The organism is Thermococcus alcaliphilus, assembly GCF_024054535.1.
GTDB lineage: Archaea > Methanobacteriota_B > Thermococci > Thermococcales > Thermococcaceae > Thermococcus_A > Thermococcus_A alcaliphilus.
Genome location: NZ_JAMXLV010000022.1, coordinates 74,052 through 98,207 on the forward strand (window position 1 = coordinate 74,052; position 24,156 = coordinate 98,207).

23 protein-coding genes are annotated in these 24,156 nt (G+C 41.8%); 13 read left to right on the forward strand and 10 right to left on the reverse strand.

Annotation, left to right across the window (positions count from 1 at the left end; all coding sequences use genetic code 11):
- Position 1 precedes the first annotated feature (1 nt).
- Together NF859_RS08340 and NF859_RS08345 are read left to right on the forward strand one after the other, a co-directional pair.
- Positions 2-610 (forward strand): METTL5 family protein, encoded by a 609-nt coding sequence (locus tag NF859_RS08340; RefSeq protein ID WP_252743823.1) that lies wholly within the window; start codon positions 2-4, stop codon positions 608-610.
- Between the two features lies 1 nt (position 611).
- Entirely contained in the window at positions 612-1,940 is a 1,329-nt protein-coding gene (locus NF859_RS08345; protein WP_252743824.1) for an RsmB/NOP family class I SAM-dependent RNA methyltransferase, read from the forward strand.
- Here the strand turns inward: NF859_RS08345 and NF859_RS08350 are convergent.
- The 6 genes from NF859_RS08350 to NF859_RS08375 all read right to left on the reverse strand — a co-directional run bounded on the left by NF859_RS08350 (position 1,937) and on the right by NF859_RS08375 (position 7,563).
- Positions 1,937-3,031: a mechanosensitive ion channel family protein gene (locus NF859_RS08350; RefSeq protein WP_252743825.1), complete on the reverse strand. Its 1,095-nt coding sequence runs from the start codon at positions 3,029-3,031 to the stop codon at positions 1,937-1,939. The two genes, NF859_RS08345 and NF859_RS08350, sit on opposite strands and share 4 nt — an antisense overlap.
- Before the next feature lie 2 nt (positions 3,032-3,033).
- The gene (locus NF859_RS08355; protein WP_252743826.1) at positions 3,034-3,675 is read right to left on the reverse strand and encodes a DUF432 domain-containing protein; all 642 of its coding nucleotides are present in this window, start codon (positions 3,673-3,675) and stop codon (positions 3,034-3,036) included.
- 40 nt (positions 3,676-3,715) lie between these two features.
- Entirely contained in the window at positions 3,716-4,810 is a 1,095-nt protein-coding gene (locus NF859_RS08360) for a hypothetical protein (protein ID WP_252743827.1), read from the reverse strand.
- A 68-nt stretch (positions 4,811-4,878) separates the two neighbouring features.
- Entirely contained in the window at positions 4,879-5,991 is a 1,113-nt protein-coding gene (locus tag NF859_RS08365; protein WP_252743828.1) for a hypothetical protein, read from the reverse strand.
- A 133-nt stretch (positions 5,992-6,124) separates the two neighbouring features.
- Positions 6,125-6,793 (reverse strand): DUF434 domain-containing protein, encoded by a 669-nt coding sequence (locus NF859_RS08370; protein WP_252743829.1) that lies wholly within the window; start codon positions 6,791-6,793, stop codon positions 6,125-6,127.
- Positions 6,793-7,563, reverse strand: a complete 771-nt coding sequence (locus tag NF859_RS08375) for an HD domain-containing protein (protein ID WP_252743830.1) — start codon at positions 7,561-7,563, stop codon at positions 6,793-6,795. The genes NF859_RS08370 and NF859_RS08375 overlap by 1 nt, the downstream gene beginning before the upstream one ends.
- Before the next feature lie 196 nt (positions 7,564-7,759).
- Here NF859_RS08375 and NF859_RS08380 point away from each other — a divergent pair, with 196 nt between their 5' ends.
- A complete protein-coding gene (locus NF859_RS08380; RefSeq protein ID WP_252743831.1) occupies positions 7,760-8,644 on the forward strand; it encodes a tyrosine-type recombinase/integrase in 885 nt (294 codons plus the stop codon).
- Positions 8,645-8,682: 38 nt separating this feature from the next.
- Here NF859_RS08380 and NF859_RS08385 read toward each other — a convergent pair whose 3' ends face one another.
- Both NF859_RS08385 and NF859_RS08390 read right to left on the reverse strand, forming a co-directional pair.
- Entirely contained in the window at positions 8,683-9,927 is a 1,245-nt protein-coding gene (locus tag NF859_RS08385) for a tyrosine-type recombinase/integrase (protein WP_252743832.1), read from the reverse strand.
- A 159-nt stretch (positions 9,928-10,086) separates the two neighbouring features.
- The gene (locus NF859_RS08390) at positions 10,087-11,301 is read right to left on the reverse strand and encodes a hypothetical protein (protein WP_252743833.1); all 1,215 of its coding nucleotides are present in this window, start codon (positions 11,299-11,301) and stop codon (positions 10,087-10,089) included.
- Positions 11,302-11,472: 171 nt separating this feature from the next.
- On the opposite strand from NF859_RS08390, the gene NF859_RS08395 reads away from it, so the two are divergent.
- The 3 genes from NF859_RS08395 (at position 11,473) to NF859_RS08405 (ending at position 13,769) form a co-directional block, all read left to right on the forward strand.
- Positions 11,473-12,399, forward strand: coding sequence for a winged helix DNA-binding protein (locus tag NF859_RS08395; RefSeq protein WP_252743834.1), 927 nt, complete (start codon positions 11,473-11,475; stop codon positions 12,397-12,399).
- On the forward strand, positions 12,396-13,121 hold the full coding sequence (locus tag NF859_RS08400) for a hypothetical protein (RefSeq protein WP_252743835.1): 726 nt from the start codon (positions 12,396-12,398) through the stop codon (positions 13,119-13,121). Before NF859_RS08395 ends, NF859_RS08400 begins: the two co-directional genes overlap by 4 nt.
- Before the next feature lie 327 nt (positions 13,122-13,448).
- A complete protein-coding gene (locus NF859_RS08405) occupies positions 13,449-13,769 on the forward strand; it encodes a hypothetical protein (protein ID WP_252743836.1) in 321 nt (106 codons plus the stop codon).
- Positions 13,770-13,812: 43 nt separating this feature from the next.
- On the opposite strand, the gene NF859_RS08410 is transcribed toward NF859_RS08405, so the two are convergent.
- Positions 13,813-15,774 carry a pentapeptide repeat-containing protein gene (locus tag NF859_RS08410; RefSeq protein WP_252743837.1) on the reverse strand — a complete coding sequence of 654 codons (1,962 nt, stop codon included), beginning with the start codon at positions 15,772-15,774 and terminating at the stop codon, positions 13,813-13,815.
- 145 nt (positions 15,775-15,919) lie between these two features.
- Here NF859_RS08410 and NF859_RS08415 point away from each other — a divergent pair, with 145 nt between their 5' ends.
- The 7 genes from NF859_RS08415 to NF859_RS10715 all read left to right on the forward strand — a co-directional run bounded on the left by NF859_RS08415 (position 15,920) and on the right by NF859_RS10715 (position 23,491).
- A complete protein-coding gene (locus tag NF859_RS08415) occupies positions 15,920-16,093 on the forward strand; it encodes a hypothetical protein (protein ID WP_252743838.1) in 174 nt (57 codons plus the stop codon).
- The gene (locus NF859_RS08420; RefSeq protein ID WP_252743839.1) at positions 16,077-16,820 is read left to right on the forward strand and encodes a transglutaminase-like domain-containing protein; all 744 of its coding nucleotides are present in this window, start codon (positions 16,077-16,079) and stop codon (positions 16,818-16,820) included. The genes NF859_RS08415 and NF859_RS08420 overlap by 17 nt, the downstream gene beginning before the upstream one ends.
- An 18-nt stretch (positions 16,821-16,838) precedes the next feature.
- Positions 16,839-17,270 (forward strand): EVE domain-containing protein, encoded by a 432-nt coding sequence (locus tag NF859_RS08425; RefSeq protein WP_252743840.1) that lies wholly within the window; start codon positions 16,839-16,841, stop codon positions 17,268-17,270.
- A 1,286-nt stretch (positions 17,271-18,556) separates the two neighbouring features.
- Positions 18,557-21,121 (forward strand): AAA family ATPase, encoded by a 2,565-nt coding sequence (locus tag NF859_RS08430; RefSeq protein WP_252743841.1) that lies wholly within the window; start codon positions 18,557-18,559, stop codon positions 21,119-21,121.
- A 177-nt stretch (positions 21,122-21,298) separates the two neighbouring features.
- Complete coding sequence (locus NF859_RS08435; protein WP_252743842.1) at positions 21,299-21,724, forward strand: hypothetical protein; 426 nt, start codon at positions 21,299-21,301, stop codon at positions 21,722-21,724.
- Positions 21,725-21,818: 94 nt separating this feature from the next.
- Positions 21,819-22,319, forward strand: a complete 501-nt coding sequence (locus tag NF859_RS08440) for a hypothetical protein (protein ID WP_252743843.1) — start codon at positions 21,819-21,821, stop codon at positions 22,317-22,319.
- A 209-nt stretch (positions 22,320-22,528) separates the two neighbouring features.
- Positions 22,529-23,491, forward strand: coding sequence for a DUF835 domain-containing protein (locus tag NF859_RS10715; RefSeq protein WP_252743844.1), 963 nt, complete (start codon positions 22,529-22,531; stop codon positions 23,489-23,491).
- Between the two features lie 10 nt (positions 23,492-23,501).
- Here the strand turns inward: NF859_RS10715 and NF859_RS08450 are convergent, their stop codons facing one another.
- A complete protein-coding gene (locus NF859_RS08450; protein ID WP_435372001.1) occupies positions 23,502-24,143 on the reverse strand; it encodes a DUF257 family protein in 642 nt (213 codons plus the stop codon).
- Positions 24,144-24,156 lie beyond the last annotated feature (13 nt).

Sequence of the window (24,156 nt, forward strand, 5' to 3'; positions counted from 1 at the left end):
AATGAAGAAAAAGCACCTCGCAATTATCCTATCAAATTTGAGAGGTTTTGAAGAGCCCAAACCCGAGCTTGAACAGTATAAAACTCCCGGCAACGTTGCTGCGGAGCTTTTGTGGTTAGCCCACTCCCTCGGCGAGATTGAAGGGAAGGTCATTGCAGATTTAGGGGCTGGGACTGGAGTACTAAGCATTGGAGCAAGCTTGATGGGAGCAAAAAAGGTTTATGCAGTCGAAAAGGATAAAAAAGCCCTGAAGATAGCGATGAAAAATGCGAGAGCACTAAATATCAACAACATAGAGTTTGTTGAAGCATCGGTAGAAGACTTCAACGTTAAAGTTGATACCGTGATAATGAACCCTCCTTTCGGTAGCCAAAACCCAAAAGCGGACAGACCTTTTCTCCTAAAGGCCTTTGAAATCAGTGATGTGGTTTACTCCATTCACCTCTCCAAAGAAGAAGTCAGGAAGTTTATTGGAGCTTTTGTCAAAGACAACGGCTTCAAAATTACCCACCGCTTAACCCTCACTTTTGAAATCCCAGCCCAGTTTTTCTTCCATCGAAAAAGGCTTGAGAGGATTTTGGTAGACATATACAGATTTGAGAGGGATTAACATGGGAAAGCTAAAGCTAAGTGACAGACAGCTCTACGCCTTGGTAGAGGCTCTTAAGCTCGGAGAAGAAGTAAAGCCCAGCCAACAGGCAAAGAGGAAAGCCTTTGCAAAGTACAAAATAGAGGGCTGGGAAAACTCAAAGCTCACCGGCATTTTCTACTCTATTCAGAGGCGCCTCGGCTTGATAGACGAGATCATTGAAGAACTCGTAGGTGTTTCTCCTCTCATCCTTGATCCCTGGTTAAGGGCCACTTTAAGGATAGCCATTGAGATTGCAGTGTTTAGAAACCCAAATGAGAAAACCATCCAGCATCTCAAAGGCTTGGCTAAGTTCCTCTCGAAAAGAACTCACCCATACGTGGGCTATTACTACTACGAACTTTTCCCAAAGGTCATCAATTATATTCCAAAGCTCGACACCGAGGAAAAAAGACTCAAGTGGGAGTATCTCTTCCCGGAGTGGTTCATAGCGAGGATGAAAGCGTTGCTTGAAGAGGAAGCTGAAGAACTCCTAAAGGCGCTAAACGAAACTCTTCCGACGAGCATAAGGGTAAACCGCCTCAAGGGGAGCGTTGAAGAGGTGGAAAGCTACCTGAAAAAGAAGGGCGTCCGCTTCGAGAGGAGCAATAGAGTCGAGACCGTAATCAGAATCCTCGACCCCTTCAATCCCGAATGGTTCTTCAATAAGGGTTATGCCATAGCGCAGGAGGAAGCTTCCGCTGTTGCCTCCCTCGTTCTTTCTCCAAAGCCAGGAGAAACTGTTGTTGATTTAGCAGCAGCTCCCGGAGGAAAGACGAGCCACATGGCAGAGCTGATGGAGAACAAAGGTAAAATCTATGCTTTTGATGTTGATAAGACAAGGATAGAGCGCATGAAGGAAGTCCTGAGGAGGACGGGGGTTGAGATTGCCGAAGTCATCAAAGTGGACGGGAGAAAGGCACCAGAACTTCTCGGTGAGGAAATTGCCGATAAAGTAATGCTTGATGCCCCATGCACCAGCGATGGGACAATAGCGAAAAACCCCGAGCTCAGGTGGCGCCTCCGGGAGAAGAACATCCCCAAGGTGGTAACCCTTCAGAAGGAGCTCATAGAGAGTGCCTGGAAGCTTTTAAAACCTGGAGGGAGGCTACTCTACTCTACCTGCTCAATGCTACCAGAGGAGAACGAAGAAGTGATTAAGTGGTTCCTTGGGAGGCATCCAGATGCTAAACTTGTGCCTTTAAACAGCCCCTACGACCCAGGCTTTTTGGAGGGAACGATGAGGGCCTGGCCCCACAGGCACAAGACCATTGGTTTCTTCTACGCACTGATAGAAAAGAAAAGGAGTTAAGAGCTCTCTCCTTTTGAGTTCTCCTCTATCTTCACCCTCAGTTCCTCTGCGAACCAGTTTACCCTCTGCGGGAACGGTATCTCTATTCCGGCTTCGTCGAGAGCCTTTTTAACTTTCTGAACTATCTCTATCCTAACGTCGAACCATTTCTCGCTCGGTGCCCATGCCCTTACCGCTATATTGACGCTGCTGTCCCCGAGGTTGTCAACGAAAACCATCGGCTCAGGCTCCGCCAAAACGTAGGGCATCTCGTCAAGGGTCTTCTTTATCACATCTATCGCTTTCTGAGCATCTTCCTTGTAGGCTATGCCAACCACTATGTCAACTCTCCTCGCTGGATACTTCTGGAGGTTCTTTATCTCACTGTTGAAGAGCTTCTCGTTTGGAATCCTCACGAGGAGACCGTCCCACGTCCTTATTCTGGTGGAGAGTATCCTGATGTCGTGGACAACGCCGGAATAGCCAGCAACCTCAACGGGGTCACCTATCTTGAGGGGCTTGTCAAAGTACATGAATATGCCAGAGATGAAGTTGGCCACGACCGTTTGGGAGGCAAAACCGAGAACGATACCCGTTATCCCAGCCGCTGCTAGTAGAGTGGTCAGCCTACCAGTGAAACCAGCAATATTGAGGGCGAGGAAGAAAGCAAGGGTGACTATAATATAATAGAAGAGCTTCGCCTTGACTTGAACCTCTGGGAGCTTCTGCTTTGAAGAACGGATTATCATGTAGTCCTTTGACTTCTTGGCAAGGAGGTAAGAGAAGTAGAAGACCAGAAACGCAGTGAGAAGATTGCTTATGCTGGTCCCTGCAATTTCAAGGGATAGCACCCCAAGAGCATCAAAAGTGTAAACGAGAGCTATAACCACTATTAAATTGTGAAGCGTTGATGCAGTGTCCTCATTGATTATCCACACGTACTTGGTACTCCTAGAGAGGTTAAGGAGATACCTCCTAAGAACCTTTGCTAGTATAAGGCCTGTTACAAGAATTAGAGCTGCTTTTACAACCGCACCTAGAGTTAGGGTGAGGAAGAGCTTCTGCCCAAGAACCCCCTGCTCCCAGAAGGAAGTTGAATTTGTTATGTTCATTCTCACCACCTCATCAAGAAGTTAGGCAGGGACAGACCTTCCCCAACGGCACTCAAACCTTCTTTGGGCGGTTTTCCTGTGTTGTTGACCTCGGGATTGTGGTTTTTGATTGTAACGACTAGGAGGGGATAGTAAGCCTTTGTGCTCTCGTAGTACATGGACGTTCCCCTTATTGGGATCACGACCCTCTCAAGGGATTTCCACTCGGGTGATGGGTTGGAAACTATAAGCTTTGCCACCCCTATCGACTCCGGCTCCTCCGTGTAAAAGAAACTGACGTGATAACGGCAGATTACACCCGCCTCCAACGTGCCGTAGAGGGCGTACTTCTCTTTTCCGACTATGAAGTGGTCTATGCTCAAATCGCCAACTTTGACATCTATTTCCACGGGAGCCTCGACGAATCCGGTTATTGAGTCTTGAGGAGGTATTACAACAGGCTCTTTGAACTTCACCATAAGAAGTCTCACACCATAACCTATGGCTGGAGAAGGGAGAACCTTAAGCTTCTCTCTGCTGTTTTTGATGAGCTTCTCTACATTCTCCCGCCTGTACCTGATTATGCCTCCTTTCTCTTCAAGAAGGTGAATCTTTTTGTCAGCAATCTTTATGAACTGGGTCTTCAGCTCGTGCTCTCCGAACATGGAAGAAAATAGGGAAAAGAAGATATAAACCTTACTTTGTTTAAACCTTCTCAAAGGCTATGTCTTCAATTTTCACGTGAGTGAAAACATTTGTACCGCTCTGTTCAATGAATACGCCCTTCGTTTCAATCGGCACGGGAAGAGCTACTGTAAGAATAGCCTCACCCTGCCCTTGTACATTACCGAAAGTGTACGTCCATTTAACATTTGATACTTTAAAGTCCTTTCCTCCAAGGCTAATTGTCCCATCTGGGTTAATCTCATAGTTATATTGCCATCCCGCAATTCCCCAAGAACCCTGCTTCGGCTTGTAGAGGTCTTCTCCTTGAACTGCCTCCCATATCCCAAAGGTATAGAAGCCGTACCAGCTTGTGTATATGTTCTCCACATCCGGAATGTTGGAAAGCATGTTTATATCCCCTTCCTGATATGCCATTGTGCTCATGTCCCCAACTGCCGCAGGACTGTAGAAGAGGAATTTTTGATCCCCGTAGGTTATGGAGATACCAACAACGTTTCCACTTCCCGCATACACTGCACCATAGAGAGTGAAGAAGTCAAGTGATGGGAACAGGAAGAATGTATCCGTCTCCTCTGTTCTCTCTGTGACCCAGACGGTATATTCGAGGGTTGAATTCATGTTCTCTCCTTTAACGGGCGTTATCTTTCCGTAGTATTCATAAACCTCAAACTCTCCCAAATCAACCTTTTCCTGCTTTCCGCTCTCCATGTCTATCTTCTTTCCGTAGACATGAATTTTTGTGTTCCCTCTTCTCTTTTCTACTTCATACTCATAGACTGGAGCTCCTTCTTCTGTCCTAACTCTCAGATAATACTTGATGTAGGTGATAAGGTATTTGTCACCATCTATCTCCACAGGATGGTAAGCATCCCATGGTTCCTCCCATGTTGCCGCTGTGCTCTCTGTCTCACTATAGCTCTCTGTTTCGCTCTCACTTTCTGTGTAGCTTTCAGTGGATGATAAGCTCTGACTCTCGCTATAGCTTTCTATTGCACTGCTGGCTTTCTCCTTAAGTGTCTCTGTAAGCTTTTCTCCTCCACCGATGCATCCGCTTATGCTTACAAAAACTAAAAACGCCAAGAAAACTGCAAATATTAACTTAGATTTTCTCATATCCCATCAACTCCTTTCAGCATTATACAAGCGTAGTAAATACTTACGAAATATTCAAACATTAATATTCACCCCTTCACATAAAGCCAGTATCTCCCGTTACCATCGGAAACAAGCATAACCTTCCCATCGTCACTCAGCTTTACGATGCCGGCTTCGGGAGCTTTAACGCTAAAGACCTTGTGGAAATCTTTGAGAGAGTAGCAGCGTAGGGTGTCGTCGTCCAGCATGACCACGAAGTTCTCGTTGGCGAACTCGGGGAAGCCGGGAAGGGTTCTTACCTCTGTGAGGTTCCACGTGAGGACGGAGGTGTCCTCTAGGGGCTCGTGCCTGAAGAGGTACTTTCCGGTCGGAAGAAGCGTCCAGCGGAGGAGGGTCGTCATTTTGAAGGTGTAACCCTCTTTTTCAGCGAGGAGCGTTCCATTGAGGTCGTAAATCTTGAGATACTCGCCTTCGCTAGCGATGAGCTTATCCCTGTAGACTATGACGTTGCTCGTGTTGAGGCTCAAAATCCTCGAGCCCTCCTTGAAGATAAATGCATTGTCTCCCCTCGTGAGAACTACCACCCCAGTGTCAGAAACCCCTGTTAAGGCGTAATCGTTTCCCTTCAGCTCCATCTTAGCCCCATCGCAGTAGAGCTCCTGCCTCCCGGCATCCGGTGTGACGAGGTAGCAGAGGTGGTTTCCGCTTGGGGAGCGGGATATCTGGTCGGGCATGCTCCCGGCCCAGCCGTGCCTTTCCTCCCCAACTTTTCCACTCCAGGAGTACTTCCTGATTCCGACGAAATCCTCGTATGAAGCCAATACGTAGGCAACACCGTCTTTGATAGCCACTCCAGAAATTGTTGGGTGGACGTTATCTTCTTCCCACACTTTGAAAGCCGTGCTTTCCCCGTTTGATTTCACAAGGTAAAGGATTCCTCTGTTCCAGTCGATTACTGCTGCAAGGCTTCCATCTGGGCTGAGATCCATAAACGATACTCCTCCACTCTCCACGTGCCAGACAAGACTCATGTTCCATACTTTAGAGGTTAGAGGAGTGGTTATTATAGAGGAAGACATTATGGAAGATGTTGTAGTTGTTGAGGATAAACTCTGAGGTATCGACTCTTTTACACATCCACTGACCAAAACAAAGCTTACCAACAGGAGCCCTATTAACAAAGCCATAACTTTTTTCATTGTTGCCCCTCCAAACCCGCAAAGAAAAGAAAGCGGGTATGTAGAGATTATTATAATAAAGTTAAGTAAACCACGTATAAATAGTTTTCTAACACTTTAAACGAAATTGCAACATTCGAAAAATATCTAAAAGCTAAAACCCTAATAGTTTCGGATTTTTTAAAATCTCAACGAAGTATAAGTACTTCAATCTTCTCTTCTCGGCTATCATTTGGGGCAAATCCACTACAAAGGGAACTTTTTCGATTATACCTATATCTGAACTGGCTACAACCTCAAAAGCTTTCAAATCATGGTCCGGGGCCTTAGATAACTTGACCTTTCCAGAGACACCATATTTATTTAAAAGCTCTCTGGTGAACTCAGCAACCTTACCGCTTTTACTCACTGGCGCGTCATACAAAAACCAAACTTCCTTTAAGTCCAGCGTTTTTAAAAAGTCAATTAGAAGACTCAACGTTTGCAAAGTTCTTGGGCTTATCTTATACCCTCCTTGAAGTTTAAGATCCCTCAAAAGTCCATCCTCGCATAAAATGGCTTTTCCCTCAAGGAGAGATTCAAGGGTTATCAACACGTTGAAGCCATCAATCCCAAGGATTTTTCCCTTCAAGTGTCCCGGCTGGAGAAGCTTGGCTTTTCTTTCTTCAATTTCCCTATCCGAAAAGACGCATCTGAATAAAAAGTGTCTCTCTTTCTGGGAAAGCCGGTAGTGGTTAGCAACAAACTCAAGGGCATACTTCTTTCTGTAACCCCTGTTCAGGAGGTATTTCAAATCCTCATAAGCTAAAAGGAGAGAAGACATCAAACCACCTTTTCCAAGGTCTCTTCTCCTGCGTGTATCCTAATTTTAACTTTCCCGCTCAAGAGGGAGCTCTTAACTTTCTTTGTGAGTATCTCGTCAACTTGAAAAATTCCGGCAAGGTGCTTCATCCACACCTCTACAAGGATAGGGGTGTCTTCGTCGCCTTCCTTTATTTCAACTTTGTCAATGGCTAGGGCCGAAACGGCGTGGATGTCAACCTTATCTTTTTTATATGCAAGCCTGCTTCTCCCTTCTTCCATATCACAGCCATCAGCTATCGTTACGCAACTTCCTTCAATAGTAGTACAGGGAACAGCCTCGTCATGAGTGTAAATAGCGTTTAGGGTTAACGCCTTCAAAAGTAGCCAATCTTTTTTCTCAAACTTTTTGGCAAGCTCATCTATTATGGGCTCGGCAAGAAGAACGCTGAACTGGTAGTGGTTGTCCCTGTGAATCATATTTCCGATATCATGGAAGAGAGCTCCAAAAGAGACTATGAACTTGCTCCAATCAAAAGGCTTTCCTAGCTTTTCAGCTGTTGTTTCAATTCCAAATTTTTTAAGGATTTTCAGAACTTCAAGGGCTCGCCTTGTGGTCAAAAGAACGTGTATCGCACCGTGGTCGTTGAACTGATAAACGTTAAGAACTATGTAGTTCGTTGTGTCGAAATAGTACTTATACTTCCGGTAAGTGTCCTCGTAGAGGGCGTAAAGTTCATCATTTTCCAAAAGTTCTTTTATTTCACTCAAAAGTTGCTCTTCAGCATACATTTTTCCACCTCCCGATATAGAAGGGGCTTGTTGAATTTAAAGGTTTTTAAAAAGAGGAGTTGGGGTCTGGAGCCCGTTTAATGGTAGCCCCGCGGGGATTCGAACCCCGGTCGCGGGATCCAGAGCCCCCCTCAACAACCTCTCCAACCTCAATTTCGAGAAAAAAGGCACGAACACCCTCCCCGAATACGTACAGGTGACCAGACCCCACTACATGCTAAGCCAAGAACACGTGAAATTACTCTTCCTGTCTCTCGAAAGCAAGGGAATAACAAAAGACTTCCTTTCAAGAATCAGATTGATCACCAAACAATTCCTAAACAGCCTGGAAAAACATGAAAACTACTACATAGTGACAGCCGACAACCTTCTCGCCCACCTAAACAAAATAAAAGAAACTTACAGCCACGAATACTACCGAAAACACGTGGTTTACATCAAAAAGCTTCTGAGAATCGCCAATATCCCCCTAGCCGAACTCATAGGAACTAAAAAACGACCAAACCCAGACAAAACCATAGTGACAATTCAAGACATAAAAGAATTCCTTCAAACTCTCAAAAAACTCCACGAACAAGGGAGATTACTCGAAGAATCCTATGATCGACTGATGATGGCAACAATTGTATGTGCAGTTACAGGAATGAGAGTCTCAGAGTTCACCCGAATCAAAGTCAAAAACATAAACCTTGAGGAAAGAAGTATCCACCTACCTTCAAACATAACAAAAACACATCAAGAAAGAACCACGTTTTTCACAGAAGAAGCCAGAGACGTTTTAAAAAAGTTCATAAAAAGCTACGACCTCAAAGAAGAAGACAACCTAGCAACCATTCCCCAACTCCAACGACCCTTCAAACAAAAGAAAGAGCTCAAAACCCTAAAACTAAGACTAAAACATATGAGGAAATTCTTCTCACAAGAATGGGACAGGAGAAACGGAAACACAACAGTTAAAAAACTTCTTATGGGACATTCCCTTCTGAACGATATTAACACCCTCCACTACTCCCACCACACCAAGGAAGACCTAAAAAACATTTATGAAAAAATTATGGGGGACATCAAATTCCTCTCCTAAACCCTCTTTTTCTTTTCCCTCAGGACTTTACTACAAGACTAGTTAACCCAATCAAAATTAAAAAATGGGGATCCCCCATAAGGGAACCCCCCATCTTTACGGTATCTCGCTCCAATGAATCCTCTGTCACGAGAAGAATTTGAGCCTTTCGTTGACTCATTATCCATACCACAGAGACGCCTCTGTTCCTTTGTGAGAACCTGGACGTCTGCATAAATCTCATCATAAACCTCCTTAAGTTCTTTTTCAGATTTGTTGGCATAGTGGAGGCTGTGGACGTCACTTAGTGAATGCCCCATGATCTGCCTTTTGACGATCTCATAAACACCCAAACCCAATCCTCTCTTGCTCCCTCTTTTTTTCATTACCCTACGATCCCACTCTTCAGCAAAGAACTTTCTCAGATATGCAATTTCAAAATTCTCACTGCACTCGCTCAACTTGAATTTCAGCCTATCCCTGTAGTTGTTCATGATCCTATTGACAAAAATCGTCGAAATGTCTTTTTTACCCTGGCTGATAAAGAGATACCCACCATTTGCTTGAATACGTTCATCATACTTTTTGATGAAATACTTTAAGAATGCTTGAGCCTCTTTAGTCAAGAAACTGACCTCATACCCCTCTGTTACTCTTAAGAGTCTGCCCTCCTTGGTTTCATTCACTGGAAACTTGACTATGCCGTTTTCAAGGTCAATCCAATCAACTTTTATTCTCGCTACTTCCTCTTTCCTCCGTCCCGTCGAAACCATCAAGAGCAAGAAAGCAAGCATCCTCTCGTATTTCCATGTTGAAAGCTTCCTCTTACGGTGAAGGTCTTCCACTTCCTTAAACAGCCTCCTAACGTCCTCAATAGTTACAATTTTCTTTGTTACCCTTCTTTCAAAGATTAAACTTCTTTTTAACTGTCTTAGCTCCCTATCGAAAAGAGAATCGAACTCATTGATGCCCAGAGCTCTCAAAAATTTTTTCACGTACCTTAATCGCTTGATCATGGAACTGGTGGAATATCCAGCCTTCTTTAGTGCAACGATGTACTTTTGTACTTTCTCCGAGCTAACCTGGTAAGCTCCAGACCTTGGAATGCCAGGACTAGTCCCCTTTTTGGGGAACTTTCCACTTTCAAGAAACATCAAAAACTCGTACAACCATTTTTTAACCTTTCTGAAAGTGTCTTCAGACACGTCAACCTCGTGGTAATCCTTCAGGAATCGCTCGACGTCGCTCTTCTCAATCACGTGTACCTCTCCCGAAAGATAGGAATCACGAGCTTTCCCCTTCACGATTACCCCCCCATCATACCTATTGGCAAAGTTACCCGAGCCCCTCATGGAGGTCGGGCTATTGATGTATTTTATTTTGGGGTTTAAATACTTGGTGCTGGTTAAGGGCTGATTTTTCAATAAACAGCAAACACTCATCAATCGAAAAAATGTGCGAAATTAAACCAGTGGGAAAGCAAAAAGCAGTGGAATCCTTTCGGAGAACCCACTGAGTATCCTACCCTCAAAGAACGGCTCTTCGCTGATCACATAATAAACAGCCCTGTCCCCAAACATCTCAACAGCCCTATCAAGATACTCCTCATCAAACAAAATCACCAAAGTATCCCTACCCTCCTCAAGCGAGATGTTCCCCGTGAACGAAAGCTCACTCCTAGTCTTCAGCAACAATTCAATAGTCCGCTTGAAAACCCTAACATAATCCACACTCCTCTCCACCCACACGTCGTACACACCATCAGAGACGAAAGTTATCCTCCCAGTGTTCCCAGCTGCAATGGTGGCGGTAACGGCGGCAATTTCATCCCGATAAAACCTGAAATCAACGGGGAGACTGAGATGCTTCTTCCCCTCAGGAGTATTGAAGATAACAACATTCCAATCCTTTTTCTCTGGGTCGTTTGCTATCTTCTTGAGCAAGTGGTTAAGCCCCCATGCTAACCCTCCAAGAACTGGAGCGGCTTTTCTTCTGTCGAATTCGCCCTTTCCAGCCCTCTTTGCTATTGCCGAGAAGTGGAGTGCGAGGGTCATTGGTGGGATGTCAAGGTTTTCGACGATTACTGGATCGGCGAAGAATACTGAGAGGGCCTCAAGAGTGCTCTTGTACTTGATGTCGTTCAAGTGGGTGAGCACGTGCATGAGTAGGGGCTTGTATTGGTATGTTCTTATTAGCATGTATGCAGTGTTGTCTGGGTCGTTGTCGTTTAGGAGTATTTGGTTGGCTAGGGTTACTCCCAAGTGTTTTTCGAGGTATTCTTCAACTTCGCTTGGGGCTGAGTAGTATGAGTAAAGTTCGGTTTTTGTGCGGGGCATTTCTTTGATTAGTTTTTTGAGTGTTGGGATGTATTGGTTTGGTTCTTCTTTGTGGATTTTGTGGTGGATTTCGATGAAGTTTATCACGTCTCCTAAGTGCATGATTGTGTTTGGTGCGAGTTTTTTGAATTCTTCTGGGGTTGGTTTTGTTGCGGCTAGTGCTGTTAGTGCGAAGATTCTTGAGAGGTGTTTTTGCCTTATTATTCTCAAGAATTCTGCTTTTTCTTCGAGCGATATTGGCCCGAAGGCTCTTTTGATTTCTTCGATGTACTCTTCAGTGTATTTCTTTTTGAATGAGAGCATGTCTTGCAGATAAACTTGACAAAAATTTTCCATCCTCACCGATTACCCCCCTTAACCCATCTTTAATCTTTGTGTTAATTTGGAAGCTTAAATTATTTTAATCTTTTGGATGACTCCCTCTGATCTTGAAGATAGGAGTCCACTAATGGGTTCCTTATCGAAGTCTCAAAAACCAAAACCTTTTTATTAAGTTGTTTGGAAATTTGAGACATGACGCTTACAAAAGGTGAGGTTAAAGTCTTAACACACATTAAGGGTGGGAAGACACTAAAAGAACTTTCAAATGAGTTGGGATTATCAAAGGGGTATCTTTCCACAATACTACACTCCCTTGAAAGGAAGGGCCTTGTAGTATTTGAAGGGAAAAAGCCTCTCATCATAAAGCCTGCCGAAAATAAGGTAATGATCATATTTCGGCTTGTTCAAAAGTCATTTTCTTATCTTCCTCTTGATGAATTGCTCTCTGGGGGGAATCTTAAAGTTCTCTCAGCTCTTAAGGTTGAAACCCCCCAGCCATTATGGTTACTTCTTTTGAGGGCAAATGTAAGCAGAGCAACACTTTATCGGGCATTGAAAGAACTCAGGGAGAGACTTATTGTAGGAAAACGAGAAGAAGGTTACTTCTTAGTGGAGCGTTTTGCCCCACTTAAAACCTTTGCTGACGAGTACTTTTATCTTCAGAACTCGATGAAGGCAATGGAATTCGATCCAAATGCGACTCTCGTATGGAGTGGTGTTGAAGAGATGATTTTGGCGACAACAACCTTTAAAGGGAAGAGTGTTGATGGCTTTCAACTTACGGGTTTAGCACGTTTTTCGGATTATGGCATCCCTCTGATTTCCTCGGGAATTTACCATTACTATTGGCCAGCTGAAGAGTTAAGTCTTGAGGATGTTGTCGTCCACACTCTTGTGAGTCTTTATGGCGCAAGAGAGCTACTTTATGTAATTGTTCTTCTTAAAACCCACCCTTTTGATAAGAAAAAACTCCAAATGCTCGCTACCAAGTTTGAAGTGATAAACACTCTCAATGATATTCTCGAATATCTCGCTGGAAAAAAGAAAGCATATCCATTCCCCTCGGAAGAGGAAGTGAAAGAGTTGTGTAATCAATATTTTGGAGGGTGTGAAGAATGATAACAAGGGAAAGACTGGTTGAAGAGTTTCGTGCACTTGACGAAAAAGCAATGCTTATGGGCTCTGATGTGGTAAGATTGTACTTAATTGGTGGTGGCAATCTTGCCTTGAGAGGTCTTAAAGAAGCAACTGCAGATATTGATGTAGTAGTTGAGAATCTTAACTTGCTGAAAAAGTTTGAGAGCATTCTTACTAATCCTTCTCCTCAATTAAAAACAAGTAGGGGTTTAATTATTTATGTGAAAGTTGCAGAGCATGAGTATGAGAAAAAACTAGGAGCTTATTCGGTTTACAGGAAGCTTGATCCTCAGATGGAAGATTTTAATCTTGATGTTTTTGTTAAAAGAGTTATGAGAGGAATAATTCTGACTGAAAGTATGAAGAAACGGTCAATAATTCCAAAAGAGTTCCAGGATTTAAATAAAATCCGAGTTTACTTGATTTCTCTTGAAGATCTCTTTTTGTTTAAGGGAGTAACATCAATTGGCCGTTCGAAAGACGTTGATGATCTCATAAGATTGATTGAGGTGGGTGTGGATTTTAATGTTATTCTCGAAGAACTAAACATTCAAAAGGATTTAATTGGTAAGGAAAGGTTTGAATTGCTTGTTAATCTTTTAATGGAGAAAATGGTCAGTATTAGGGAGATTCTTGGTGTAAGAGGATTGAGGAGTTCGGGATTGGAGAAGTTTATTATTTCTCTTGAAGAACTTATGAGGTAATGGAGCCTATTAGGGATTAATGTTTTGAGTTTGGAAAGTTTGCAACAGGATTTTCGTTAATTTGTTTCTCTTATGTAAACTTACCCACACACCACCCACTTAAAAAATTAAATTATCCAGTTTACTAAACTCCCCAGCTACCTCCCACAAGAAAAAAGTCCAGAATACCCAGAAAATTCCAAAATCCCATAAGACACCATTAAAAGACATAAATTCAAAAGAAAAGCCAAAATTTCACTAAATATGGAATAAGAGTCATTTTTATTTTGAGATTGATAAACCAAAGAGTTTATTAATAAACCAAATAATTTACTATCGGGTGAAAGCATGCCAAATGCAATTGAAGAGTTAACCTTATTCTTTGCCGAAGTGAGTGGAAAACTAAACACTCCAAAAAAGAGAAAGATAGCGCAGCATTTACTTGAAGAGCTTAAACAGCGTGGTGGAAGGGCAAATCCTTGGCAAATGAGCAATGAAATTATCCCAATGATAGTCAAGTTGGAGGAAACAAGTAAAATGCATGTTTACAACGTCCTAGGGGAACTCATCGAACTGGGCCTAATTGCCAAAACTCGCTATGGCTACATACTCTCTCCTACCTTTCGAAAGAAAGTTTATCGCCTTTACAAGCTCCTCGGTGAAATTTAACTGAGTTGATATCTTCAGTAGCCCAGAAGCCACTAAAGAAACCTCAGCGTGAAATCCTGAAGGTGACTGTGTACAGGAACAACGACATCAACAGCAGGCCGAGAAATGATTCAACAGCCACTAATATTTGCGGGACATGACTAATCAAGTTTGGCTGAATGTTGGCGTATCCTAGGCTTGTGAAGGTGATAACACTATGGTAAAAATAATCAATCCAATCTGCTGGGACTGGTTTCCCATTAACAAGTTTAACAATTCCATTAGTACTCTTAAACAAAAATGCAAACAACGTTATCGTGATTAAAGAAGCTATTAACGGCCTTTCAACCTTAATCCCGTATCCCGTAAGCGTTTTCATCAAAAACCAATCGTAAAGGACAGCGCGGATCTTGCTTCCCCATCCTTTTGTGAGCCTGAGTTTTCTCCTAACTTCATTCCTGCGATAGTGCATCTGAAGAGCCTCTTCGAACTTCCCCTGCTTAATGTAAAAGTAGTAAAGCTTGTTGTAAACTTCGTAAGAAGCCTCATAAAGTTTCTGAAGGTTTTCGGGAGTGTTTTCATAAAGAATATCCTTCCCCTCTTTAATGAGAGAGATGACTTTCAAATCTTCAATATCGGCTGAAGATCCTTTTTCTTTCTTGAAATTTTTGATGAAATAATTCAAAGCATTCTTCAATCGCCTTGTGTATTTTTTCTTTTCAAGCAGATGTCTATCGGGGTTCATAATGAAGCCCTCATATGGGTCAAAAATAGCAACTTTTTCTCCATTGGTAACATAATAAAAGAGTCCTCTTTCTGTGAGTTCGTTTGCTAGTTTCTCATTTACATCCTGAAGTTTTTCCAAACTGATGACTTTTTTCATTTTTACAAACTCTGCAACTATCTCATTAATCTCCATAAAGGTATCTTTGTTGAAGAGGACAGCATCTCTTAAGGTGGGCGTTTGATCAACATAGGAATTGTGAAGATTAGTGTATTCAAGGCTTGCCCTGGTAAAGTTTGTGGCTGGGCTAACTAACACAGCATGAAGGTTAGCATATTCAAGACGTGTGTCTTCAAGATTAGCATATTCAAGACGTGCTCCCTCAAGATCGGCATGTTCAAGATGTGCAGATTTAAGATTAGCATTTTCGAGGTGAGCCATATTAAGATCAGCACGCTCAAGACTTGCGTTGGGAAGAATAGCATTTTTAAGACTTGCCTTGATAAGGTTGGCATTTTTAAGATTTGCCCACCAAAGATTAGCATGTTCGAGGTTGGCGCTATTGAGATTAGCATTTTCAAGATTTGAACCTCCAAGATCGGCATTTTTAAGATTTGCCTTGCGAAAATCAGCATGCTTAAGATCCGCAACACGAAGATCGGCATTTTCAAGATTTGCTTCAGTAAGATTAGCATTTTTAAAACTGGTCTCCGTAAGATTAGCATGTTCAAGGTGAGCCCAACTAAGATTAGCACCATCAAGCTCTGCACCACTAAGATTAGTATTTTCAAGATGTGCAGATTTAAGATTAGCATTTTCAAGATTTGCTTCAGTAAGATTAGCATGCTTAAGATGAGCCCAACTAAGATTAGCATGTTCAAGGTAAGCTTCTTCAAGATCGGCATCGTTAAGATCTGCCACACGAAAATCAGCATATTCAAGATCTGCACCATTAAGAATAGCATGTTCGAGGATTGCCTTGAGAAAAGTAGCATTTTTAAGATTTGCCCAGCTAAGATCCGCATTTTCAAGATTTGAACCTTCAAGATCAGCATTTTTAAGATTTGCCTCAGTAAGATCGGCATTTTTAAGATTTGCCATAACAAGATAAGCGCGTTCAAGGTGAACTTCTTCAAGATCAGCCTCCTTAAGGTAAATCCCCATAATCCGATAGTTTTTTAGCTCTTTTATTTGTTCTTCACTTGGTGTTTTTCCATCTTCTGGTTTGTGCCAGTAACAGTACTCTTCTCCAGGCAGAGCTTCAAGGGGGCATTCCCATTCCTCGCCATTTTCAAGCTTCATCTTAAACTTGCACTTTGACATTTCATCCCCACCATTGGGTAAGCCACAACTTATCAAAAATTGGTTATTCATGATTTTAACCTTTTTGTGATTAAGCATAATGCTTTTGACTAATAGCAGTTTAACCTACTTATGGGAGGCACTTATGAGTTGCAAAGCTAACAGAGAGGAAATTGAAAAGATAGCTTCAGAAGCTGTTGCCCATTATGTGGAAGAATACAAAAAGTCTCAGTTTATCGTAACTCCTGATTTTAGGGACATTCACATTGAAGAGATGATAACTCCGCTTGAAAAGTATTCGATTGTTCCGTCCGATTAGGGGTGGTTCAGTCCCTCCCCAGTGGGTTCTTTATTCAAAACTTGCAAATTGTGGGGAGTATGCGAAAGTTTTTGTTTATCTTATGAATAAAAAAGGAATCCCCTCAAGAGTTGTAGCAACGCTGGGAGGAGATCACGCTTGGGCAGAATATTACGTTGGAAAACACAAAATAATTTTTGACCCAAGCAATCCTAATAACCCAGTAATAACGGATACAAAATCATTTGGTCGAAATAGGAATTTTTCCTACGTAATAGCCTATGAGATCCCCACTTCAAGCTCGGCCTATGTCTTCTTTAATTCTCGAAGCTGGGATGATGTTTCAGGTGAGTACATAAATCGAGGCGAATTAGTTGTTCAAGTGTTACACAAGGGGACACCTGTTGTAAATGCTAATGTTGAAATCCAGAGTACATATTTGATGGAAAACTTCCCAGAGAGGTACAAAAACCCAATACACGTTTTAAATAAAACGACCACAAAAAATGGGTCTGTACTATTTGAATTAGGCCCAGCAAAATACAAAATTGTGGCTGAGAAATGCTTCATTTTTCTTTGCTGGAAAGGCGAAGCGATAAAAAATGTTTCATCAGACTCAAGGACCTATGTAACAGTTGAACTGAAAATTGATTATGTAAGAACACTATTCAACGCACTACTTGTATTGTTTGGTGTGGCAATTTTAGCAAAGCTACTCCACAAAAGATATTTGGATAAACATCCATAATGAAAAAGGTGAACCCGCATGACGTACTGGCTCTGCATAACAAATAGGGATAACTGGAAAGTTATTAAGGAGAAGAACGTTTGGGGAGTTCCAAAGAGGCACAAGAATACTATTGCAAAGGTTAAGCCTGGCGATAAGCTTGTAATTTATGTGAAGCAGGAGAGGAAAGATAAGCAAATCCTCGAGCCTAAGATCGTTGGAATTTTTGAAGTCGTAAGTGAGCCCTATGAGGATTCAACGAGAATTTTCAAAAGCCCTCCTCACTTAAACGAGACTTATCCCTTGAGGGTCAAAATCAAGCCGATGAAACTTGGCGAGGTTGAGTTCAAGCCATTAATTCCAAAACTAAAGTTCATCACAAACAAGAAGAAGTGGAGCGGGCACTTAATGGGAAAAGCAATGAGGGAAATTCCAGAAGAAGATTACAAGCTCATTGAAAACATGTTGTGATGGAAATAAGTAATTCATAAATTAATAATAAATGGGCACGATCTTTCTTGTGTCTGTCACTGTCCCATATGTCCCATTCACATAAATAACACAAAATGACGTACATAATAACAAAAAACATAACACCATAAACACCCACGCAATACGCACAAACGTACATCAAAACCATAACAAAAAGTACTGTCCCACCCATACCTTATGCTCAAAATGATACAACACAACGTTACCAACCAAGCATAAAACCACACTACTTTGACAAAACTATTACAGGACAGTGTAACAACATCCCGCTGTCCCACAATAAAAATAAAACAATACATTACAAATTTCCCCCTTATTTATGCAGCCACGCCCCTTTCATTAAAAGTTTTGTAACTTTCTGTTTTACAGTCGAGGCAAAGTCTGCTGGGACAGACGGGACAGATGGGACAGCAGTAAAAATCAACACAAAAATTTTTTCGGGACAGGGGTAGGGGCCCTGCTCTGTCCCAACTGTCCCAACCGTCCCACTGTCCCAAAACCCATTAATGCGAAGTTTATGTATGTCAAGTGCCCTCTCAGTTCATAATGGGAAGTAAGTGTTGGGGGTAGGGATCAAAACTCGTTCAAAATTGTTGTTGGTGACAATTCCCCTTTTGTCCGCATGTGAGGTTTGTGAGTGAAAGATTGTGATTTTCTCACAAATGTTTTTTGCGGACAAATAGCGTATTGTAATTAATTTAATTTGAACGGAGAGGGAGTTTTTCTTGGAACTACCAAAAACGATGGAAACCTTCGAGGGATTATTCAGTTGGGTGGGCTTTTCTTGAACAAAAATGGCTCATCAATCGTGTTATTAGTTATCAGATAAGTATTAAAGCTCAACTGCCAGAAAAAGGTTCAGAGAAAGCTTTTTCATAAGGGAAAGTTTAGGAATAATATGTTAGTGTAATTAGTGTAAGGGATCGAGAGAATAAACATAGGAGGATTAAACCTCATGAGAAATGACCAAAAAAAACCAGAAATTAAAGATTCTTTCAAATCCTTCTCTTAACAACACTGGAATTAAACAGATACTAAAAAGCATCACAAAAAATGGAATCAAAAATCTGGTTAATTTTGTGCTTGATATCTCGAGTAGGACAGCAGAAAGTGAAAGCTCAATAAGCAAGCATGAGAGTTATTATTAAACTCTTGTTGATTTTTGTCGTTCATTCAATTAATTATCATGATTGTTGCAATTTCGTGCAACTAATTTTATTCTTATGCAACTGACCAGTATGCATGGGGGGTACAACATGACACTCGTGAAATTCAACTCAAAAAAAGGAGAAACGGATGTAATGAATGGGGGGATACCCCCTACTGAGTACGGTGCAAATTTTCACCCAGTGCACCATAAGCTGGTTATTGAAAATGAAGATAGGAGAAGTTCACCAAACCAAAAGGTGCAGAATGGTGCAGAGTTTTTGGAAATTGTGCAGGAATATGAAGACTTTAAAAGAGTCATTGATAAACTGTATTCAGGACTTCCTCTGAAGAAGAAGTATGAGGTCCTACCGATAATAGCTCTCTTGCTCACTGATCAACCTCTTACTAAGGAAGAAGTGAAGTCAAGGATTTCAGATTTGATCATTGACTTTCAGTTACCATACCACGAAGGGACAATCAGAAACTCATTGTCAATTCTTTCAAGAAAAGAAATGAGCAATTTTATCCGAGAAATTAACGAGCTTGGGATCAAAAGATATGAGTTAATTCCCAAAGTCAAGAATTATTTGATCAGACTCCTTATGAATAAGAGTAACGAACAGCAACCAAGCGATGGAAACTTACTCACACTTGCTGAAGAATTCTTTAAGAGAGTAGTTAATGAGGATGGACATAAGGGTTACGTTGAACAACTGAAAGAGAATATTGTAATTAAGGGCAAGAAAGAGTTGATTATTGATTATGAAGACCTGGTATCATATGCCCCAGAACTTGCTGAAAAACTCATCGATACCCCAGAGAACATTTTAAGCGTACTAAAAGAAGGATTAAAAGTTGTTTTTGATGAAGAGCTCCCAGGGGTTAAATTTCCAGATGTTGAAGTGAGAGTCAGAAACTTGATTAAAACCCTAAAACCAGCGGAAATTGACTTTAAAAAGTTTAATGAGAAGTTTATCCAAGTTAAGGGCATTGTTGGGATGATATCACAGCCCGAACCGTTTATCACAAAGGCAAAGTTCGTTTGTAGGAAATGTGGTTATGAGATGATAGTTCCTCAAAAATATCACTACGATTACTTATTAAAACCCGAAGAATGCTTGGCGTGTAGCTCGAAAGACATCATGCTCGATAAAGCTGAATCGGACTATGAAAACTTCCAAATATTGAGAGTTCAAGACCCTCCAGATGAACTTAAACCTGGAGAATCTCCAAAATTCTTGGAGGTGATTTTAACTGGGGACTTAATTGATAGCACAACCCCTGGTGACCAGATTCTCGTTACTGGAGTTTTAAAAATGATACAGCACAAAAACGAACGAGATCAAAAACAAAAACCAGTTTTAATAGCAAATTACATTGAGTCCTTCAGAAAAAATATTGAAGAAATCGAGCTTTCAAAAGAAGATGTTGAAAGGATTGTCAAGGAAGCTAAGAGAGAGGATTTTGTGGAGAGATTAATTGATAGCATTGCACCTGAGTTAGTTGGAGAACAAATGAGGATGGTCAAAAAGGGAATACTGCTGTCCCTACTTGGGAGCAGTCCCTTGAGGATAAAAGGCAAAGTGAAGAGGAGCAATATTCATATTCTTATCATTGGAGATCCAGGTCTTGGGAAAAGTGAACTGCTTAACCGTATTGCTGAAATTGCCCCGAGAGCTGTTGTTGCAAGTGCAGAGGGGGTCTCAAAGGCGGGATTTACTGCTGCAGTTGTTTATGATGAGCTAGCCAGACGATGGGTTGTTGAAGCTGGTGTAATGGTTCTTGCTGATGGGGGCTATGCTCTGCTGGATGAGCTTGAGAAGATGAACGATGAAGATAGGAGCGCTATTCATAGGGCCATGGAACAAGGAGTTGTCGAGATCCACAAGGCAGGTGTTAATGCCACTTTGAGGGCAAATGCCACTGTTATTGCGGTTGCGAATCCTCAATATGGTGTCTGGAACTTTAACAAGCCTTTAATTGAGCAGATTCCATTACCACCTACACTTTTGGACCGTTTCGATTTGATATTCCCCCTAATAACAATCACTGAGGTTAAAGAGAGGGAAAAATTGTTGAAGGAGATTTATGGATCAATGATAGGTCAAAATAACCAAGAGAGTAACTATTATGATGCTGAGTTTATCAGAAAATTCATTGTTTATGCGAGAAAAACCGTGAACCCTGTTTTGAGTGAAGAAACGTTCAAAAAACTATTGGAGTATGATAAAACTCTGTTTAAGAGGCTTAAAAAGGTGGGTGGTAGTTTAAAGCTCCCGATAAGTTTCCGACAGTTCGAATCTCTCATTAGGCTGAGTTTAGCTCATGCGAGACTGAACTTAAGGGAGAAAACTACTGAGGAGGATGCTAAAGCGGCAATTGAACTTTATGAATGGTGTTTCAGGAGACTAGTACCAGAAGAAGAGCTTGATGTGCTTGTCATCACACATGGGAAGAGTACAGAGATGTTGGCCTTGGAGAATAAAGTAATGGAGCTGGTGAAGCTTCTCGACACTGGAGAAGGAGTTCGAGAAGACGAGGTAGTTGAGGAGATTGTGAGAGAAACTTCTGAATTCTCGAAGAGGGAAATCAAGGATGTCTTTGACAGATTGCATAGTGAGGGGAAGCTAAGCTTTTTGGGATTTAGGGGCAGTGTACGGTGGTGGAAAGCGAGAGAATAACACCTATTCCTCTTTAAAGGTTCCATTTTATTCCGTAACGAGCCAGTAACTTGAATAGTGTACTTAAAATGGCTTTCTCTGGAAGAGGGGAATTGAGACTGAACTGTAAACCAAGAACTTCCAGGGCTTCTTTTTGCTGCGAAAAATTAATCAAATTAAGAAAGCTAACTTGGAGATATGAAGTTGATTAACAAAAAAGAGATCCCAGCTGATTTAGCAATAAAAGAAGTCATTAACGACTTATTGAAGGTCTTTCTTATGAATCCCTACATAAAACGACCTCACATTTTGGTAAGAGGAAGAGAAAAGCTATTTATTCTTGACAGGACTTGGTATGTTCTCCAAGAGGTCGTCGAAATTCTTGCCAACAAACGGATCCAAATTAAAGAATATTATGGGGAAGTTAATGAAATTCCAGGGTTGAACGATAAATATGAGAGTTTTAAGGTTTCTGGAAACGAAGCGAGAAAATTCAGTCAAAGAGAACTCGAAAAGCTATTTAAAGAGTGTTTAAAATCCAACGGAGCCATAATTAGCTTAAAAACTGAAGAGCAAGAGGCCATTATCTTCATTCCCATTCGAAAAGACTTGGAATGGATTTAAATTTAATTCGCAAGATTAAATATTATCATACAAGCCACAACATAATGCCCGTGTGGCTCTTTTTTTAACAACTTGGAGGAGGTGATAGGAGCTTTTGGAAGACCTTCTTAAAGATAAAGGAGTTTTGCTCTTTGCAAGCGACCCAAAAGCCTTCGAAACAGTGCTAAAGTATGCAAGAAGCGCAGAAGAGGAAGTGCTGAACCTCAAAAGACTGCTCGGCTTTGCTTTCAAGGAGGAGCTTGAGAAAATTCCCGAAAAAGCCGTTAAAGTCCTTGCAAAGCAGGGCGCCCACATAAGGCAGGTTTACGCCCTCGAAATGGGCGAAAACTACTTGGTTGAGACTTTCAAAGACGTCACGGAGCTCACAATTGTAGTTGGACTAAAAAGAGACGCGGACGTTGCAGACCTCATGAACACACTCCCAATAAGAGTGCTGAAGTTGATCGGCTATGGTATCGAAAGGATCGAGAAAACCGATAATGAAATTGAAATTGTATGCAGGAAGGGCAGGATAGTCTTAAGCGGTGGAATAATGCTCCACGGCTGGATCAAAGGATTTGAAGGGTTCATCTTCTGGTCCGAAAAGTTCGAGTGACTCTCTTTTTCTTTTTTTATTTTTTAGCAATGCGTTCAAAATCACGCATTCAAGGAGAAAATTTAAAAAAAGCCAGTAGTAACATGAAATGGGGAAATAAAGTGGAAGCAAATTTCATTCAAATCACATTAATATCACTTTCAATCCTATTATCCCTCACACTCACGGGTATTCTTCTTCATGCTTACTTTAAAAAAGCAAAAAACCGAGTGCTTCTCTTTTTATCGGCTGGAATCCTCATGCACGCAGTCACGTCAGCGGCTTACTACATGAGAGAACTCTGGCTGGGAATCCTCTCATACGCACTCTTCACAACCCTAATCCTCCACGCAACCGCAGAATACTTGAAAACAAAAGGCAAAACACCTTCCTGCGAACTTTTTGCCTTAATAATTCCCCTCTTTGCAATTTACTTCATCATCTTCACCCGAATGTTCCCAAACGACAATTATTTACTCTCTCACGCGGTCTTCGGCTTCTTCGGCTTCATACTCCTCGCAATAAGCGTAAACTTCATGAAATTAAGGGAGATTGACAAACACCACGCCTACCTCGGCATTGGTGCAGCGGGCATGGGAGGTTTGATGATAATCCACCCACTCCTCTTCCTCCCAAGCTTCCAAAAACCCGCAATTTTTGTTTCTTGGTCAATCACATACGCTGCTTTTGGAATTCTTCTCGTATCTTCCATTTTTAATCTCGTCCTCACCAAACACTTCCTCCTCCCCGAAAACTCGCTACCAGTTATTGAGCTTAAACGCCAAATCCAGTTAATCACTCCCCCACAATACGAGACAATAAAAGAAAACCTCAAAGATTTCCCAGTTCTCGCATTTGTGCGGAGCTTGGATGTTCCCGAGAAGTGGATTGCTCATTATGTGAGCACGACTCCTGCGGAGGGAAGCATTCCTCCAACTAACCTTGCCTACATGGCGCAATTAGCAAGCGATTATTTCCGAAGCCTTCAAGAAAAGGGGAGTGGTGGTGGTGTGGTCCTCATTGATTGTCCCGAGTACTTGGCAATTTACAATGGTTTTGAGGCTCTTGTGAAGTTCCTCGCATCGCTAAGAGACATGGCATTAATTTATGGTGGAAACCTGCTCGTGGTTGTGGAAGAGAATGCTTTCGAACCCCAACAAGCCAAAGTATTAAAGAGAGTCCTGGGAACCTAAAAATGCAAACTCACAGGATTATTTCTTTTCCCGTCAGCTCGTTGTTGATGGATTTCACAACTGCTAGCCTAATCTTGCCTTCCGTTCTTTTCACTCGGAATACTGTGGTTGCAAGCTCTTCGAGGAACGGCAGGGGATTGAATTCGGGTCCCTCCAAAATGTCCTTATTTACAAAGTGAAACGCGATCCTTCTTTTGTCTCCCAGGTGAGAAAGAACTGCATTTATCGAGATTAGCAGATCCCTTTTTGAGTCTGTGAGGAATAATGTTTTTTCAAACCCTAAAACTGGGTTTACAACTTTCCCCTGCTCAAAAAAAGAATTGGCAACTTTTGCATACTCTCTTTCTTGAATCAAAGGCTCCTTCAGGGGGACTCTCCCTACAACATTTCCCACATTCCTCACTCCACCCAATTTGATGACTAAAACATTGTTCAAAATCTCGGTGTCAATGCCTCCAAGCTCCATGTGCTGAGCGTAAATGTAAAGCGTGTCCAGAACATCATCAATGAGCACGGGGTAGTTCTTCTCCCCAGCCCAACTTACAATGGCAGCTAACAGGTTTACAGGGGTGGTAAGGGAGTTATGCTCAATGAGCGCTGTCTCGCCAAACTTTAACTTATCAAGCAATGAGGCTAATGTCTCCACTGCCATCACCTTATTTACA